We start from the raw sequence: 16539 nt of genomic DNA, 5'->3' as shown, positions 1-16539 counted from the left end.
TGTTCACATGCCGACGTGCGTCGAGCTCGAAGCTCTGCCGGTGGGCGGGCTGCCGAGGCGCCCGGTCGGTAGGCTCGCCGTATGGTCCAGAGCAGTGCTGAAGACGTCGACGGATACCTGGCCGAGGTGCCCGCGCCCCGGCGGGAGGCGCTTGCGCGGCTGCGGGAGCTGTGCCGGGAGGAGCTGGTCGGCTTCACGGAGTCGATGGCGTACGGCATGCCGGTCTACGAGCGGGACGGCGTCGCCGAGATCGCCTTCGCCGGCCAGAAGCAGTACATCTCCTTCTACCTCATGCGCGGCGACGTCCGCGACGCCTTCACGGAGCGGCTGGCGGAACAGGACATGGGTAAGGGGTGCCTGCGGTTCCGGAAGCCCGAGCACATCGACTTCGACCTGGTGCGTGACCTCCTGAAGGCCACCGCCGTCCGCCCCGGTACGGTCTGCTGACGGTATCCGCCCCCGGCTGACTTCGCGGCCGTCGTGGCCTTCGCGGCCGGACGGTGAACACACCGACGACGTACGCAGGTTTCCTCCGGCACATGCAGGTACGCAGACCGCCGTCGGCACTTCCCTATGGGGGAGTTGACTGCGTGTCCAACAACGGCGAGCGTTCGGAGGGGCGGTTACTGGCCGTCCGCCGGGCCGCCCGTCGGGCAGGTTCCGGGGCCGCAGGGACGGACGGGGGAGTCGGTCATGCTCGCACGCTTACTGCGCGTACCCGAGGTGCGGAGGAGACTGCTGTGGACCCTGCTCGCCGTGGTGCTGTTCCGACTGGGGCAGAACCTGCCCCTCCCGGGCGTACGCGGCGAGACGCCGGCCAGGGTCGCGGCGGCGGCCGACGGTGCGGCAGCCGAGGGTGACGGGGCAGGGCAACGGCTGCATGGGCTGGTCGAGTTGCTCACCGGAGGTGGCCTCGGGCAGCTGTCGGTGTTCACCTTGGGGATCGTGCCCGTCATCGCCGCGCGGTTCGTCATGGAGGTCGCAGGGCCGTTGATTCCGCGGACACGGCTCCTGTCGGCGTCCGGCAACGAGGGTGCCGCGGTGATCGCGCGCCGGACCAGAGGGCTCGCCGTGCTTCTGGCCGCGGCCCTCGGAGTATGGGTGGCGGCCGGTGACGGATGCGTCCCCCTCGCCGGCATCTGCGGCTCCGGGAGTCCGGGGCTGCTCCGCGATCCCGCCGACGGCCCGATCGTGACCGTCGCACTGGTGGCGACCATGGCCGCGGGCACGGCGGCCGTTCTCGGGCTGAGCGGGCTGATCACGGCGCGCGGGGTCGGTGACGGGCTCTCCGTGCTCTTCCTCGCCCAACTCGCCGCCGTCGTCCCGGGCCAGGTGGCGAGCGCCGCCCGGGAGACCGGCGGCGCGCGCGGCGCGCTGCTCCCCCTCGCCGTGGTGCTCGCGCTCGTGGTCATGACGGTGGTGGTCGTCGTCGTGCGGCAGAGCGAGCGGCGCGTCCCCGTGCAGCGGGCCAAGCGGATGGTCGGCCGTGGTCTCCTCGGCCCCACGCCGACGTACGTCCCCGTCAGGGGCGGCCAGGACGGCTTCGTCGTGATGATCCCGGCCTCGCTGCTGCTCCTCGTGCCCGCGCCGGCCGGGCCGTGGCTCCTGCCCGTGTACGTCCTGGTCGTCTTCGCGTACACGTGGCTCCGCGCCCGCGTCGAGCCCGCCGCCCCCGACCTCGCCGACCGGCTGAAGCGGTCGGGCCTGTTCGTACCCGGCGTCCGTACGGGGCCGCAGACCGCGCAGTACTTCGCGTACGTCCAGTCGCGGATCGGGCTGACCGCCGCGCTCGCCCTGACGGGGGTCGCCCTGGCCCCCGTGCTCGCCCTCCTCCCGCTCGACGGGCCCGCCGGGCGGTTCGCCCTCAGCGCGACGACGCTGCTGATCGTGGCGAGCGTCGCCGTGGGGACCGCACTGCCGGCCGTGCGGCAGATGGAGTCCCTCGCCGTGCGCCAGGCGTACGGCCCGCTCCTGCGTTGATCGTCAGCGTGTCGCCGCGGCCGTGTCGGTCATGCCGAGGCGGAGGTGCTCCACGTGGTAGAGAGCCTGGTCGAGGAGGCCCGCGACATGGTCGTCGTGGAGCGCGTAGACGACGGAGCGGCCCTCGCGGGTGCCGGTGACGAGGCCGAGGTTGCGCAGCAGGCGCAACTGGTGGGAGCAGGCGGACTGTTCCATGCCCACGGCCGCCGCCAGTTCGGTCGCCGCGCAGGGTCCTTCGCGCAGGCGGGCCAGGATGAGCAGCCGCGACGGGGTGGACAGCGCCTGGAGTGTGGTGGCGACCTGCTGGGCGTTCTCCGGGGTCAGACGGGTGCGCGGTGCCGTGCTGCTGTCCGGTGCGTTCACTCCGTGGCCCATGGGTGCCATCCTACGGAAACGAATACATGAAAGGATGTTCAAGTGTTCCTGTACGGTGGGGACGTACGACACCTCCCGTGAAGGACTCCCTCTGTCATGGCCTCCACCCTGACCGCCAAGCCCGCACGGCCCTCCGCCGAACCTCCGGCCGTGCGCCGGCGCACCCGCCTCCTGGCACTGCCGGAGGCCCGTTGGGCACTGGCCGCCCTGGTGCTGTTCCTCGTCGGGCTTCCCCTGGACCTGCTCGGCGCTCCGGCATGGACGTGGGGGCCGCTCTTCGCCGCCACCTACCTCACCGGCGGCTGGGAACCGGCATGGGAGGGCCTGAAGGCCCTCAAGGACAAGACCCTGGACGTCGACCTGCTCATGGTGGTCGCCGCCCTCGGCGCCGCCGCCATCGGGCAGGTCCTGGACGGCGCGCTCCTGATCGTCATCTTCGCGACCTCCGGGGCCCTGGAGGCGGTGGCCACCGCCCGTACCGCCGACTCGGTGCGCGGGCTGCTCGACCTCGCCCCGGCCACCGCGACCCGTCTCCTCGACGACGGCGCCGAGGAGACCGTCGCGACCGCCTGCCTCGTGGTCGGGAACGTCGTCGTGATCCGCCCGGGGGAGCGGATCGGGGCCGACGGCCGGGTTCTGGAGGGGGCGAGCGAGGTCGACCAGGCCACCATCACGGGAGAACCGCTGCCGGTGGCCAAGCAGACCGGCGACGAGGTCTTCGCCGGCACCCTCAACGGCACCGGCGCGCTCCGCGTCGAGGTCGAGCGGGATGCCTCGGACTCGGTGATCGCCAGGATCGTACGGATGGTCGAGGAGGCCTCCGAGACCAAGGCCCCCACGCAGCTCTTCATCGAGAAGATCGAACAGCGGTACTCGCTCGGCATGGTCGCGGCCACCCTCGCGGTGTTCTTCGTACCGCTCGCGTTCGGGGCCGGACCGACCGACGCCCTGCTGCGCGCCATGACCTTCATGATCGTCGCCTCACCGTGCGCCGTGGTGCTCGCCACCATGCCGCCACTGCTCTCCGCCCTGGCCAACGCCGGCCGGCACGGCGTCCTCGTGAAGTCCGCCGTCGTCATGGAGCGGCTCGGGCAGGTCGACGCCGTGGCCCTCGACAAGACGGGGACGCTCACCGAGGGAACCCCATGGGTCACGGCCGTCCGCCCCGTCCCCGGCGCGTGCGAAGCGGACGAGGGCCGGCTCCTCGCCCTCGCGGCGGCCGCCGAGCAGCCCAGCGAACACCCGCTGGCCCGCGCGGTCGTCCTCGCCGCCCGGGCACGCGGTCATCGGCTCCTGCCCGCCGAGGACTTCAGCTCCACCCCCGGTGTCGGTGTCACCGCAACCGTCGGCGGCGACACCGTCGAGGTCGGCGCCCCCGCCCGGCTCCTGCACGGGGCCGGGGTTGAGGACGAGGGTGAGGTTGAGGACGAGGGTGAGGTTGAGGACACGCGGGTCGGAGGGGCCGCACGGGCCGCACAGGCCGCACGGGCCGCCACCGCGGCCGCGGGCCTTGCGGCCGAACTGGAGGCGGACGGGCACACCGCCGTCCTGGTCAGGGTCGACGGCATGCCCGCCGGCGTCCTCGGCGTCGCGGACCGGCTGCGTCCCGACGCCGCCGCCACCGTCGCCGCCCTGACCGGGCTGACCGGCACCGTGCCGACGCTGCTCACCGGGGACAATCCGCGCGCCGCCGCCCGCCTGGCCGCCGACGTCGGCATCACCGACGTGCGCGCCGGACTGCTGCCCCAGGACAAGGTCGCCGCAGTCCAGGAGTGGGAGAGGACAGGACGCAAGGTCCTGGTGATCGGCGACGGCGTCAACGACGCGCCCGCACTGGCCGCCGCCCACACCGGCATCGCCATGGGCCGCGCGGGCTCCGACCTCGCCCTGGAGACGGCGGACGCGGTGATCGTCCGCGACGAACTCGCCACCGTCCCCACGGTCGTCGCGCTCTCCCGCCGCGCCCGCGGGCTGGTCGTGCAGAACCTCGTCATCGCGGGAGTGTTCATCACCGGCCTGGTGCTCTGGGACCTCGTGGGCACCCTGCCGCTGCCCCTCGGGGTCCTCGGCCACGAGGGCTCCACGGTCCTGGTCGGCCTCAACGGTCTGCGCCTTCTCCGGGAGGCCGCATGGCGGCGCGCGGCCGCGACCGCGGCGTCGTCGGCCGGGATCCCGTCCGGTGACACCCCGTCCGCCGGGACCGCGTCTGCAGACACCCCGTCCGCCGGGACCGCATCCAGCGGGACCAGGCCTTGAGCGGTCGTACGCGAGCGGCGCCGCCCGACCGCGAGCCGCGGCCACGGTGCTGAGGCGGCGTCACCAGGTGCGTCCGGTCTCCACCAGGAGGTCCCGGACACGGGTGACGTCGGGGTGGGCGGGGCGGCCGGGACGCTGGGCGAGGTAGGCGGTGTTGATGGGCGGGTCATCCGGGTGGTGCAGGGGCACGAGGGCGCCCGAGGCCAGTTCGGCCTCGCAGAGATAGCGGGGCAGGACCGTGAAGCCCGCCCCGGCGGTGACCGCCGCGAGGACGCCGCGCAGGTCGGGGACGGTGACGGCGGCGGGGCGGGAGAGCCGGCTGCCGAAGACGTGGCGCCAGTACCGACGGGCTATCGGCAGGTCCTCGGCGTAACTGACGAGCGGGACGGAGTGCAGCGCCGCCGGGCCCTCCTCCGCCAGCCGCTCCCCGACGAGGTCGGCCCACGTGGGGGCTGCGACGAGCACGAACTCCTCGTCCATCAGAGGTACGGCGGTGAGAGCGCGCCCCCGCGGCCGGAAGGTGGCGATCACCAAGTCATGGCGTCCCGAACGGAGTTCGTCGAGGAGCGCTTCGGTGAGGCCCGGCGTGATCCGGAGCCGTACCCCTTCGGCGGCCAGCGGTGCCAGGGCCGGCAGGACGCGGGTGCAGAGCAGCTCGGCGGGGCCCGCCAGGTGCACGGGGGCGGCCCGCTCGTGGGGTTCGGTGTCATGGCCGGCCGCGGCGGCGAGCGCGTCGAGCGGAGCCGCGACACGGGCTGCGAGGTCGTGGGCGACGGTGGTCGGGGCGACGCCGCGCGGCAGTCGCTCGAACAGTTCGCGGCCCGTCTGCCGCTCCAGGGAGCGGATCTGGGTCGTCACCGTGGGCTGCGAAAGCCCCAGGAGCCCGGCGGCTGCGGTGAACGAGCCGGAGCGGTAGACCGCAAGAAAGGTGCGCAGCAGATTCAGGTCCGCCGGTCCCGTGCTGCCGCCGCCGGGCGTCGCCGTACCGGGGCGGGGAACGCCGACCGGCCCATCAGGATCCGTATGCCTCACACGGGAAGCCTACCGGGATTCCTATGACGGGAGCGCCCCCGCACGACGCACCGACGCCCCGCACCCTCAGGGTGCGGGGCGTCAGGCCACCGGGGCCCGTGTCAGGGGGCGTCCGCGGCACTCCGGGGCCGGCGTCCAGGGCCGGCCGGGTCTGTCCGGGGTCGTATCAGCCGAGTTCCTTCAGGACGCGCTCCGCGAGCGGGGCGGACGAGGCCGGGTTCTGGCCGGTGATGAGGTTGCGGTCGACGACGACCTTCGGCGCCCACGGCTCGCCGACCTGGACGTCGACGCCGGCCTCGACGAGGCGGGTCTCCAGGAGCCACTTCGCCTTGTCGGCGAAACCGGACTGGGTCTCCTCGTCGTTGGAGAACGCGGTGACCTTGTAGCCGGCGAAGGCGTTGGTGCCGTCGTCCTTCGTGGCGGCGAGCAGCGCGGCCGGGCCGTGGCAGACGACGGCCAGCGGCTTGCCGGAGTTCAGGGCCTCGATCAGCAGCCGGCCCGAGGTCGCGTCGACCGCGAGGTCCTCCATGGGGCCGTGGCCGCCCGGGTAGAAGACGGCCGCGTAGTCGGCCAGATCCACGTCCTCGAGGCGGAGCGGGTGCTGGAGCTCGGCGAGCGAGTCGATGACGGCGGCGACCTTGTCCGCACCCTCCTGCCCGCCGTTGAACTCCGGGGCGAGGCTGCTCTTGTCGACGGTCGGGACGACGCCGCCGGGGGTGGCGACGACGACCTCGTACCCGGCGGCGGTGAACGCCTCGTACGGCGCGGCCGCCTCCTCGGCCCAGAAGCCGGTCGGGTGCTTCGTACCGTCGGCCAGGGTCCAGAAGTCGGTGCCGGTCAACACGAAAAGGATCTTGGGCATGAGGGTTCTCCCGGGAGGTACGGGCCGGGTTCCGGCCCGAAGAGCGGTGATCACCCACCCGGTGCCCGGTGCGGGCACCGTCGGTGTGGCGATGTCCTCGAACGTAGCCCCGTCCCGGAGACCTTTCCAATGCGGAATCCAATGGCTGCCATGGGAACTCCGATGGCTCCGCGGGAATACGCCCATCCCGCCGACCTGCGGAAAGCTCGGACGGCCGTCGTCCCGGCCGCTGCCGGCATCGTGCCCCGGAAGGTGCGCCGACGGGCGAGCGGAGTGACCCCGATGGCGGCATGCACACGTGCGGGGCGCCGAGGTCCCGCTCGCTGAACGCCGCTCGCCGCGTGCCGCTCGCTCCCCGCCGCTCGCCGTGGGTTGTGCGCCCTGGGGTGGTGGGGGCGGTGGGGGTCAAGACGCCGGGTGCGCCCCGGGAGGAACGCACGCACGTCAGCGGGGTGTATGCATTCGGCCCCCGCGCGTCAGGAGCGCGTCAGGGCGGACCCGGGAGCGGTGATCACCGGGCATAGCGTCGAAGACACCCCCGGCGCGACCGTGCCGGGGACAGTCTTTCGCTCCTCTGGAGGAACCCATGGCAGACGCCCTGTACGGAGACGACCCGGAGCCCGGAGAACCGTACCCGGCCGGACGCCTCTGCGTGCCCGTCCGGCCGGGCTCCTGCGGCTTCGTGATCCGTCTGTTCCGCACGCCGGTCGGCGGCAGGACCGCTGTCGCGTTCACCGACCCGGCACGGCTGAGGGCCGTCCTGGGCGCCGACCAGCCCTGGATCCGGCTGTCGGAACCCGCGCTGCGGGCACTGACGGAGCCGCTGGGCGTCCACGAACCGAGGATCGACCCGGTACTGACGGCTCCCCGGGCCGTCACCACCTCCGTACTCCTGCCGGAGTCGCTGCCGCGGCCCCTGACCGCGCTCACGAGCTGACGGGAGACCCTGAGATGACCACACTCGACACCCGGCCCCGCTCCGCGACCGGAACCGCCCCCGGCGCCGACGCGCTCTCCGTCTGGCCCGCATCCACCACCGAGCGGCCCCACGGGGGCCTCCTCGTCGGCGGCGTGTCCCTCACCGGCATCGCCGAGAGCCACGGCACGCCCGTGTACGTCCTGGACGAGAACGAGGTACGCGCACGCTGCCGCACCTATCGCAGCGCCTTCCCCGACGCCGAGATCCACTACGCGGCCAAGGCCTTCCTGTGCCGCGCCCTCGCCCGCTGGGTGGAGGAGGAGGGACTCGGCCTGGACGTGTGCTCCGCCGGTGAACTGGAGCTCGCCGTCACCACCGGCTTCCCGGCCGACCGGATCCTGCTCCACGGCAACGCCAAGTCGCCGCAGGACCTGGGCACCGCACTGCGCCTGGGCGTGGGCCGGATCGTCATCGACACCCCCGCCGAGATCGCGCGCATCGCCGCCGCGGTCGGTACCAGCGGCCACCAGAGGGTCATGGTCCGCGTGACGCCCGGGATCAGCGCGGGCGGCCACCGGAAGATCCGTACGGGCTCCGACGACCAGAAGTTCGGCCTCTCCCTCCGGGACGGCCACGCCCAGCACGCGATCGCCCGGATACTCGACCAGCCGCAGCTCGAACTCACCGGCATCCATTGCCACCTGGGTTCACAGATCACGGACGTCAAGCCGTATCTCGTGGCCGTGCGGCGGCTCGTCGGCCTCATGACGAGGGTGCGTGACACCCACGGGGTCACCCTGCCGGAGCTCGACCTCGGCGGCGGCCACGGCATCGCGTACCGTCCCGGGGAGCCCGCCCTCGACCTCACCGCCCTCGCCCACAAGGTCCGCGCCGAACTTGCCGGGAGCTGCGCCGCCGCCGGCCTCCCCGCCCCACGCCTCGTCATCGAGCCGGGCCGTGCCGTCTCAGGACCGGCCGGAGTCGCCGTCTACCGGGTCCTCGCGGTCAAGCGCACCCCCGGACGGACCTTCGTGGCGGTCGACGGTGGGATGAGCGACAACCCACGGCCCGCGTTGTACGGGGTGCGCTACGCCCCGCGTCTGATCGGCCGTCACTCGGCGTCCGCCGGAGAGAGTGTGACGGTCGTCGGCCGCCACTGCGAGGCCGGAGACGTCCTGGCCGAGGACGTGTCGCTGCCCGCCGACACCCACCCGGGAGACCTGGTCGCGGTGCCGGTGGCCGGCGCGTACCACCTCTCGATGGCCTCCTCGTACAACCTCGTGGGCCGCCCGCCGGTGGTCGCCGTGCGCGACGGCCACGCGCGACTCCTGGTGCGCAGGGAGACGCTCGAGGACCTCCGGGCCCGGGACGTCGGTCTCTAGTCGGCGGGGACGCCGGAAGGGCGATCGGGTCGTTGCGGACGATCCGGTCGAGGCCCGTGTTCACCGACGCATGGCCGACCTCGACGTGCGGCGGACGCGACCGGGATGCCGATGGACGTGCGGCTGACGCGACCGGGGTGCCGATGGACGTGCGGCTGACGCGACCGGTGCCACGGGACCTACTCACTGGTACGGTCCCTCACCAACCGGTGCCTCACGTGGGGCCGCCGGCCTGGAGGGGTGCGGAGTGACGGTGGAACGAGTGGGTGCGGTCGGGGTGCTGCCCGAGGGGCTCGCGGAGGCGATACGGGGGACGGCCGAGGACATCGCCACGGTGCTGCGCGCCGCGCCCGGCGGGAACGGTGCCGGGCTGCCCGTACCCCGGTCCACCTGGACCCTCGGGGAGGCCGCCGCCCACCTGGCGCAGGCCAACGTCCTCATGGCCGACCTGGCCGCCGGACACGAACGCCCCTACGGCGACGGCACCCCCGGGAGCCTCGCCGACGCCAACGAGCGCGCGCTCGCCGGATTCGACGAGCGGGCACCCGGTCCCCTCGCCGAGATGATCACCGCCGCGGCCGAAGCCTTCCTCGCGTCCGTGGAGGACCGTGATCCGGAGGTGCTCCTCTCCGCCCCGCTCGGCGCCATGCGCCCGGCCGTCCTCGGCTCGTACCTGCTGACCCACATGCTCGGCCACGGCTACGACCTCGCCCGTGCCGTCGGCCGCCCCCACATGCTGGACGCGCGGCGGGTCGACCTCACGCTGCCGTTCATGATCGAGGCGATGCCCCGGGTGACCGACCCGGCCGCCGTCGACGGCCTGACGGCCCGCTTCGCGGTGCGGCTCCGCAGCGGTCCGAGCTTCGGCGTCCTCGTCACCGACGGCGCCGTCGAGACCACCCACGAGCCGCCCGCCCGCCCGGACTGCACCATCCTCACCGAGCCGGTCGCCTTCCTCCTCCTCGGCCTCGGCCGCATCGACCCCTGGCCCGTGATCGCCCGCGGCAAGGCCCTCGGCTGGGGCCGCAGGCCCTGGCTGGCCCCCCGCTTCCCGCGCCTCTTCCGCGCCCCGTAGGCCTCCGGGGCGCCGCCCGCGGTCCTTCCGTCGTACGCGGGAAGGCGGTTCGGCGGAGTACGGTCGCGTGACCGACCTCCTGGGACCCCTTCCGGCGGCCCGCCGTTCCGGCGACGAGCCGCTCCACCTGCGCGACACCGCGCACGGCACGCTGCTCGGATTCTGGGCCTGGGCCCACTACCCACCACCGGCACAAGCCGACGCTCGATCCGCTGGACCTCTCCCAGTGGATCTTCTACGTGCTCCCGACCCGGACCCTGGACGAACAGAAGGGTGCACAGGCCGCCATCAGCCTCTCCTCGCTGATCGCGCTGGAACCCGTGAGGACCGACTACGACGGCCTGCGTACGGCGGTCCTCGCCGCCCACGCGCCCAGCTGACCGGCCACCGAGCGTGCGGACGCGCTCCTGTTCCGTCACCTCCCGTCGCGCGGCGTGCCGCTCGGCGCGCGCCGATGGATCCTGGAGGTATCGGAAGGGGCCGCGCCCCGGTCGCGCGGGGCCGGCTCCGCGAGGAGGCAGATCATGACCCGCACCCTGGAGTGGACCGTCGGCGTGGAGCTGGTCGAGGACGACGGCAGGACCAAGGCCGAGGCCCGGCTCCTGACCGGCAACTCGACCCTCAGGGGTCACGGCTCCGCCCGCTGCAACCCGTCGGACGTCGACGTTCCGGCGATCGGTGACGAGCTCGCGGCGAGCCGGGCGATGAGGGACCTGGCCGGCAAGCTCATGCGCGAGGCCAACCGGGAGATGGAGGCGGTGGGCGCCGGGACCGTACCCCAGCACACGGGACCCGGCTACGGCTGGCCGGAGGCGGTCTCCTGACCGGCCCGCGTGCGTCTGCGGGGCGAGGATCCGGCGGCAGGTGAGCGACGCGCCGCCGGGCGGGGGCGGCCGCGTCCTGCACCGGGTCGTCGTCCGACCCCGAGCCGCTCCTGAGCCGCCCCTGAGCCGCTCCTGCGCCGCGCCTATGCGGCCCCGCCCGCCCCGCCCTCGGCGACCCGTTCGTCCTCGTACGTCAGCCGGTCCTCGACCTCCACCACCCCGTCCACCGTCTCGCACAGCCGGACGAGGATCGGTCCGATGCCGGCGCGGTCCAGCGTGCCGCTCAGTGTCACCCGGCCCTCGTCGACGTCGATGTGGACGGCGGAGGGGGAGAGGCGCAGGATGCGGACGACCACGTCCTCGCGGATCTCCTCCTGAATCGAGCGGTCCCTCCGCAGGAACAGCTGGAGCAGGTCGCTCCGGCTCAGCACTCCGATCAGCTTCCCCTCCGCGTCGACGACCGGCAGTCGCTTCACCCGGTGCCGTTCCATGAGGCGGGCCGCCTCGACGGCCGTCCAGGAGGGCCTGGCCGTCACGACGGGGCTCGACATCATGGCTTCCGCGGTGCTCGGCCCGTCCTTCGCGGTGTGCCGCCGCAGGAGGTCGGCCTCGGAGACCACGCCCACGGGCCGGTTCTCGTCGTCGACCACCGGGACGGCGGTGATGCCGTACTCGTCGAGGAGCCGCGCGATCTCCTTGAACGACGTCCCTGGCTGTACCGCCACCGCGGTCGGCGTCATCAGGTCGGCGACACTGCGGTGCCTCATCGTCCGTTCCGTCCCTTCTGGGTTCCGGAGTCCATGATCTCCTACCGGGCGCCGGAGCGGGACAAGGGGGCGACGGGGACTTGCAAGGCTTGTCATGTGCATGGTTACTTCGGGTAAGTCGCGACGGAAGCCGCGACGGAAGCCAGCCCTCACGTCGCGACGGGAGTCGCACCCGCAGCCCCACCCGACGTCATGTCCGCAGTCGCCCCCGAAGCCAGCCCTTCGATCCGGAAGAAGGACCCTCGCATGCCCTCTCCCCGTACGCCGTCCACCCGCCCCCGCCGCCTCGCCGCCGCCCTCGCAGTGGCCGTCGCCCTCGTCGCCACGGCCGGCGGCACCGGTTCGGCCGTCCCCGGACCGGCCGCCACCGAGGCGCCGGCGGCCGCCGGACTCCGCGAGGCGATGTTCGTCGGCAACAACTGGGACGGCACGGCCGACGTCATCGCCGCCCGGGGCGACTTCCACCGCATCGGCCGCGTGAACGTCGTCCCCGACAAGGAGGAGCGCCTCCGTGAGATCTATCTGAACCCCGTCAAGCTCGCGTTCTTCCTCGGTGTCCGCAGCGGCCCGGGGGAGGGGCACGACCAGTTCGTCGACGACATGTACGCGACCCCCGACGGGGCCTCCATGGTCGTCTCCCGGCCGAGCTTCGCCGATGTCGTCTCCCTCGATCTGCGCACCGGCCGGATCAACTGGCGGTTCCCCGTGGCCGGTTACCGTGCCGACCACATGGCCGTCTCGCCCGACGGCAGCCGGGTCGCGGTCTCCGCGTCCACCGCGAACACCGTGCACGTCCTCGACATCGGCACCGGCCGCGAGATCGGCTCCTTCAAGACGGGCGACAAGCCCCACGAGAACGTCTTCACCTCCGACGGCCTCCTGTGGAACATGTCCATCGGCGAGGTGACCACCGCCCTCGACGCCCCCTGGCTCGACTGGACCAAGGGAGACCGCCGCATCACCGTCGTCGACGCCACCACCTTCAGGACCGTCCGCGTCATCGACATGCGCGAGCGGCTCGACGCCTTCGGCCGCAGCGACCTCTCCGACGCCGTCAGGCCCGTCGCCTTCACCCCGGACGAGAAGAAGCTCTACCTCCAGGTCTCGTTCTACAACGGCCTCCTGGAGTACGACGTCACCACCGACCGCATCACCCGGGCCAAGGTCCTCCCCGGCAACCCGAAGACCGACCCCGACCGCACCACCTGGGTCAACGACTCGCGCCACCACGGCCTTTCGATGAGCCCCGACGGCAGCAGGCTCTGCGTCGCGGGAACGATGGACGACTACGCCACCGTGGTCGACCGCGCCACCCTCCAGGAGGGCCCGCTCGTCGAGGCGTCCAAGCCGTACTGGGCGACCGTGAGCGGGGACGGACGGTCCTGCGTCATCTCCGAGAGCGGCTCCGACCGCGTCACCGCGATCGACTTCGCCACCGGACGCCGCGTGGCCTCCGTGGATGTCGGCGACCACCCGCAGCGCGTGCGGCTCGCCCACATTCCGGCCGACTGGGCCGGTGTCGACGGGAGTTGAGAACCGGCGGCGGGGACCGGCCGGATCGAAGGACGATCCGGCCGGCCCCCGCCCACGCACGTTCGAGCCCTGTGCTGCCCAGGCCCCGTGCATGCTCAAGCCCCCAGCGTGCTCAGGCTCTGTGCACCGCGACCTCGTAGAGCGAATAGCCCCACTGGGTCGCCCTCCGCTCGCCGTGGATCCGCACGTAACGGGCCGACGTCGACGGGAACTCCGCCGTGTCGTACCCGCCGTCACCGGCGTCCGTGGACCACACCGTCCGCCAGTCCGTGCCGTTCTCCGACACGTCGATCCGGTACTGGCGCGCGTACGCACGCTCCCAGTCCAGGGTGACCCTGCCCACCCTGCGGACGGCCCCGAGGTCCACGCCCAACCACTGGTCGTCCGACCAGTCGCTGGCCCAGCGCGAGCCGGTGTCGCCGTCGAGCGCGCGGCCCGGCGCGTAGCTGACGAACGGGTTCCACTCCGAGGAGCTCGCCGAACCCGGCGCGCCCTTCGCGAGGTTGACCCCCGGCTCGTGGTTCTCGGTCGCCTTCCACGTGGTCAGGTACGACTCCGCCCCGGCCGCCAGCTCGTCGACGACGCCCTGGCCGCCGCTGAGCCGGATCTGCTCGACCCAGTCCGGCACCAGGCCGTTGTGCGCCGCGCCGTCGGTGTTGAGGTCCCAGGTGCGGTCGCCCGTCACCTGGCGGTCGATCACCGAACCGCCGTCGAAGCTGCGGAAGGGGTACTTCACCGCGTTCGGCGCCCCGCTGCCCACCGGGGCCGGCCAGCCGCCGACGCCGTTCATGTCGGTGCCGTAACCGAGACCCACCTTGTACTTCGCGCGCAGCGCGGCCTTCTGGCCCGCCTCGCCGACGAAGCCCTCCGCGCCGTGCATGTACTGGGCGACGAAACCGCCCAGCTTGTAGAGGCGCTCCGTCCAGTCCAGGTCCATCCAGCTGTGGCTGGACAGGACGCCCGGGTACTCCTCGGACTCCAGGATGTCGAGCGCCCGCCCGGCGGCCTTGACGCTCATGTGGTCCAGCTCCAGCATCATGCCGCGGTCGATCATGCCCCGCAGGGCGTGCTCACCGAGCCTGGTCAGACCACGCGTGTTGCACTTCGCGTCGGAGGCGTACGAGGGGGTGCTCACGCCCGGCGGCAGCTTGGACGCCATCACCGGGGCGGCCGCCAGCCCGATCGGGTTGTCGTGCTGCGGGCCCGCGCACTTCTCCGTCGCCCAGAACGTGCCCGTCGACAGGAACTGGCCGATGTTGACCGCCGTACCGATGGCGCCCGAGTCGAAGCGGACCCCGCACAGCGCGTTGTCGAACTTGTGGCACAGGAACATGCTGCGGACCCCGAGCCCGTACAGCTCGTCGAGACCGCGGTCGATGTCCTCCTTGCTGCACTGAGCGACATCGAGGATCTGCTTGCAGCCGAACGGCTCCGAGGTCTCGACGCCCAGGACCACCGCGAGCTTGCCCTGCTCGATCACCGAGCGGGCCTGCGCCGCGGAGGTGACGATCCGGAACCAGCCCTTGCCCGGTCCGCCGTACATCCCGTCGACGTAGTCCTGGAGCTCGTACGTCTTACGGGCCTGGAGGCGGATCGACGTCATCTCGTCGCAGCTCCGGTCACGGGGCAGGATCGAGCAGATGAGGCCGTTCGTCACCAGGTCGTTGACGAGCACCCGCTGCCCGCCGCGCCAGGCGCGCTCCACCCACGCGTAGTAGTTCTGCTGGTGCGTCAGGGAGTTGTGGGCGGGCCAGTCCTTGAACGTGGGCCAGCCGACCGGGTCGTGATGGCCGTCGGCCCCACCGGTGATGTTCTCGAACAGTGCGCCCGAACCGTCGGGATAGTGCTCGGGACAGTCCTTGAGCGCCTCCGCGGCGCCCGCCGTGGAGAACGTCTGACCGCAGATGAGCCGGCCGCCGAAGCCCTCGTTGGACATCAGGTGGTTGTGCGCGTCGACGAAGCCGCGCACCTTCCCCTGCGCGTCCGTTCCCGCGAACGGCGCACCCGTGACATTGATCTGCGAGTCGGCCGCGGGCCGGGACGTGGGCTCCCACCACGAGCCGCCTGCGGCGGCGGCGGGGACGGGACCGGAGCCGAAGAGGACGGCGGCCAGGGCGAGGAACAGCGCGAGGAGGGCGGATCTGCCGCCGGTCCGGCGCGAAATGGGTCGAGTCATGGTCAGCGATGCCTCCGGACGGTGGGGGAGTACCGGGCGCCCCGAGGATCGCGGTGATGGCGGAGTGAGTCAATAGTCCGGGACAGATGACCTGTTGATGGTCATGAGGCTGCCCCCGAGTGGACCCGGGTGCCCCTATCCGTCGATGAGGAGCACGAGTTGATCGGCCGTCAGATCGAGCAGGGTCGACGCGGTCCTCTCGTCCCCGACGACCAGGAACTGGAGGGTGAGACCGTCGATGGCCGCCGCCAGGTACCGGGCGATCGTCTCCACAGGCACCCGTGGCTCGATGCCCCGCATCGCACGCACCTGCTCGACGAGCGCGACCGCCGACACCACGTACTGCTCGTACTGGGCGCGCGCCACGTGCTCGAACCCCGGCTCCCGCAGGGCGTACTGGGTGAGGTCGTACGTCAGCATGTGCTCGCCCGGGTGGGCCGTGACATGGTCCCAGTACGACTGGAGCGCGCCCCGCACGGTCTCGCGCAGGGTGGCACCCGGCTCGACCGCCGACATCACGCGGGCCACGTAGTTGCTGTTGATCGTCTCGATCGCGGCTTCGAGGAGGGCCTGCTTGGACTCGAAGCAGTAATGGAACACGCTCAGCGAGACACCCGCCTCGGCGCAGATCGACCGGGTGGTGGTCCGGGCGACCCCGTCCCTGGTCATCGCCCTGATCGCCGCGTCGACCAGCTGTCTGCGTCGTTCGGCCGACGGCATCCGCCCCATGGTTCCTCCTCGCGTCCGGCGCCAGGGTAACCGCAGGTCCCCGAGGCGCCTACGGAACGTCCACCGCGCCGGCCTGCGGCCACGCGCCCCGCTCCGCGAGTCGCAGCACCAGCGCCGCGATGTTCCAGGCGTCGTCCTCGCCCCGGTGATGACGCCCCTCCAGGGGCAGCCCCGCGATCTCCAGGGCCCGCGCCATCCCGGGCCGCTTGGGAAGGCCGTACGCCTCGGTGAACACGGCCTTCGCGTTGGTGTGACGGCGCCCGAAGGGATACGGGGTGCCGCTGACCCGGCACTGGTGGGTGAACTGCTTGCGGTCGTAGTCGCCCCAGCTGGCCCAGGGCCGCAGACCCGCCTCGTACGTGGTCGCGAGCAGCCGGCAGGCGGCGGCGAAGTCCAGACCGGTGTCGACCTCCGCCTGCGTGAGCCCGGTCAGCTCGGTGCAGAACGCGCTGACCTTCGAGCGGACCGGCCGCACCAGGATCCGGTGCCGCGAGACCCGCTCGCCCGCGCCCGGATCGACCGCTGTCAGCCCGATCTCGATGATCTCGCTGACGGCGCCGGGCGGACGCTCGCCCTCCCAGCAGGTCGCCTCGACGTCGACGATGTTGATCAATCCCCCGTGATGCATG

16 protein-coding genes are annotated in these 16539 nt (G+C 72.6%); 9 read left to right on the top strand and 7 right to left on the bottom strand.

Annotation, left to right across the window (positions count from 1 at the left end; translation table 11 throughout):
* The first annotated feature begins 81 nt into the window (after window positions 1-81).
* Window positions 82-447: an iron chaperone gene (locus tag ACZ4XX_RS27195; protein WP_468510492.1), complete on the top strand. Its 366-nt coding sequence runs from the start codon at window positions 82-84 to the stop codon at window positions 445-447.
* A 246-nt stretch (window positions 448-693) separates the two neighbouring features.
* On the top strand, window positions 694-1980 hold the full coding sequence (locus ACZ4XX_RS27190; RefSeq protein ID WP_468510491.1) for a hypothetical protein: 1287 nt from the start codon (window positions 694-696) through the stop codon (window positions 1978-1980).
* Between the two features lie 3 nt (window positions 1981-1983).
* On the opposite strand, the gene ACZ4XX_RS27185 is transcribed toward ACZ4XX_RS27190, so the two are convergent.
* The gene (locus ACZ4XX_RS27185) at window positions 1984-2355 is read right to left on the bottom strand and encodes an ArsR/SmtB family transcription factor (protein ID WP_468510490.1); all 372 of its coding nucleotides are present in this window, start codon (window positions 2353-2355) and stop codon (window positions 1984-1986) included.
* A 96-nt stretch (window positions 2356-2451) separates the two neighbouring features.
* Here ACZ4XX_RS27185 and ACZ4XX_RS27180 point away from each other — a divergent pair, with 96 nt between their 5' ends.
* Window positions 2452-4611: a heavy metal translocating P-type ATPase gene (locus ACZ4XX_RS27180; RefSeq protein WP_468510489.1), complete on the top strand. Its 2160-nt coding sequence runs from the start codon at window positions 2452-2454 to the stop codon at window positions 4609-4611.
* A 60-nt stretch (window positions 4612-4671) separates the two neighbouring features.
* Here the strand turns inward: ACZ4XX_RS27180 and ACZ4XX_RS27175 are convergent, their stop codons facing one another.
* Both ACZ4XX_RS27175 and ACZ4XX_RS27170 read right to left on the bottom strand, forming a co-directional pair.
* Window positions 4672-5643 (bottom strand): LysR family transcriptional regulator, encoded by a 972-nt coding sequence (locus tag ACZ4XX_RS27175; protein ID WP_468510488.1) that lies wholly within the window; start codon window positions 5641-5643, stop codon window positions 4672-4674.
* A 166-nt stretch (window positions 5644-5809) separates the two neighbouring features.
* Window positions 5810-6505 (bottom strand): type 1 glutamine amidotransferase domain-containing protein, encoded by a 696-nt coding sequence (locus ACZ4XX_RS27170; protein ID WP_468510487.1) that lies wholly within the window; start codon window positions 6503-6505, stop codon window positions 5810-5812.
* Between the two features lie 586 nt (window positions 6506-7091).
* Here ACZ4XX_RS27170 and ACZ4XX_RS27165 point away from each other — a divergent pair.
* From ACZ4XX_RS27165 to ACZ4XX_RS27145, 5 genes are all read left to right on the top strand, one after another.
* Window positions 7092-7442 carry an SAV_915 family protein gene (locus ACZ4XX_RS27165; RefSeq protein ID WP_468510486.1) on the top strand — a complete coding sequence of 117 codons (351 nt, stop codon included), beginning with the start codon at window positions 7092-7094 and terminating at the stop codon, window positions 7440-7442.
* A 14-nt stretch (window positions 7443-7456) separates the two neighbouring features.
* Window positions 7457-8806, top strand: a complete 1350-nt coding sequence (gene lysA / locus ACZ4XX_RS27160; RefSeq protein ID WP_468510485.1) for a diaminopimelate decarboxylase — start codon at window positions 7457-7459, stop codon at window positions 8804-8806.
* Between the two features lie 253 nt (window positions 8807-9059).
* Window positions 9060-9881 (top strand): maleylpyruvate isomerase family mycothiol-dependent enzyme, encoded by an 822-nt coding sequence (locus tag ACZ4XX_RS27155; RefSeq protein WP_468510524.1) that lies wholly within the window; start codon window positions 9060-9062, stop codon window positions 9879-9881.
* 239 nt (window positions 9882-10120) lie between these two features.
* Window positions 10121-10261 carry a hypothetical protein gene (locus tag ACZ4XX_RS27150; RefSeq protein ID WP_468510484.1) on the top strand — a complete coding sequence of 47 codons (141 nt, stop codon included), beginning with the start codon at window positions 10121-10123 and terminating at the stop codon, window positions 10259-10261.
* A gap of 144 nt (window positions 10262-10405) precedes the next feature.
* On the top strand, window positions 10406-10705 hold the full coding sequence (locus tag ACZ4XX_RS27145) for a DUF1876 domain-containing protein (RefSeq protein WP_468510483.1): 300 nt from the start codon (window positions 10406-10408) through the stop codon (window positions 10703-10705).
* A 143-nt stretch (window positions 10706-10848) separates the two neighbouring features.
* On the opposite strand, the gene ACZ4XX_RS27140 is transcribed toward ACZ4XX_RS27145, so the two are convergent.
* On the bottom strand, window positions 10849-11472 hold the full coding sequence (locus ACZ4XX_RS27140) for a CBS domain-containing protein (protein ID WP_468510482.1): 624 nt from the start codon (window positions 11470-11472) through the stop codon (window positions 10849-10851).
* Between the two features lie 246 nt (window positions 11473-11718).
* Between ACZ4XX_RS27140 and ACZ4XX_RS27135 the strand changes: the two genes are divergently transcribed.
* Complete coding sequence (locus ACZ4XX_RS27135; RefSeq protein ID WP_468510481.1) at window positions 11719-13005, top strand: YncE family protein; 1287 nt, start codon at window positions 11719-11721, stop codon at window positions 13003-13005.
* A 112-nt stretch (window positions 13006-13117) separates the two neighbouring features.
* Here the strand turns inward: ACZ4XX_RS27135 and ACZ4XX_RS27130 are convergent, their stop codons facing one another.
* From ACZ4XX_RS27130 to ACZ4XX_RS27120, 3 genes are all read right to left on the bottom strand, one after another.
* The gene (locus ACZ4XX_RS27130; RefSeq protein WP_468510480.1) at window positions 13118-15181 is read right to left on the bottom strand and encodes a discoidin domain-containing protein; all 2064 of its coding nucleotides are present in this window, start codon (window positions 15179-15181) and stop codon (window positions 13118-13120) included.
* 135 nt (window positions 15182-15316) lie between these two features.
* The gene (locus tag ACZ4XX_RS27125) at window positions 15317-15910 is read right to left on the bottom strand and encodes a TetR/AcrR family transcriptional regulator (protein ID WP_468510479.1); all 594 of its coding nucleotides are present in this window, start codon (window positions 15908-15910) and stop codon (window positions 15317-15319) included.
* A gap of 49 nt (window positions 15911-15959) precedes the next feature.
* Window positions 15960-16538: a 3'-5' exonuclease gene (locus ACZ4XX_RS27120; RefSeq protein ID WP_468510478.1), complete on the bottom strand. Its 579-nt coding sequence runs from the start codon at window positions 16536-16538 to the stop codon at window positions 15960-15962.
* Between the last annotated feature and the right edge of the window lies 1 nt (window position 16539).

The organism is Streptomyces sp. NPDC029956 (genome assembly GCF_055574655.1).
The sequence above is the reverse complement of the archived record's forward strand: the minus strand, read 5'-3'. Positions and strand labels throughout refer to the sequence as shown.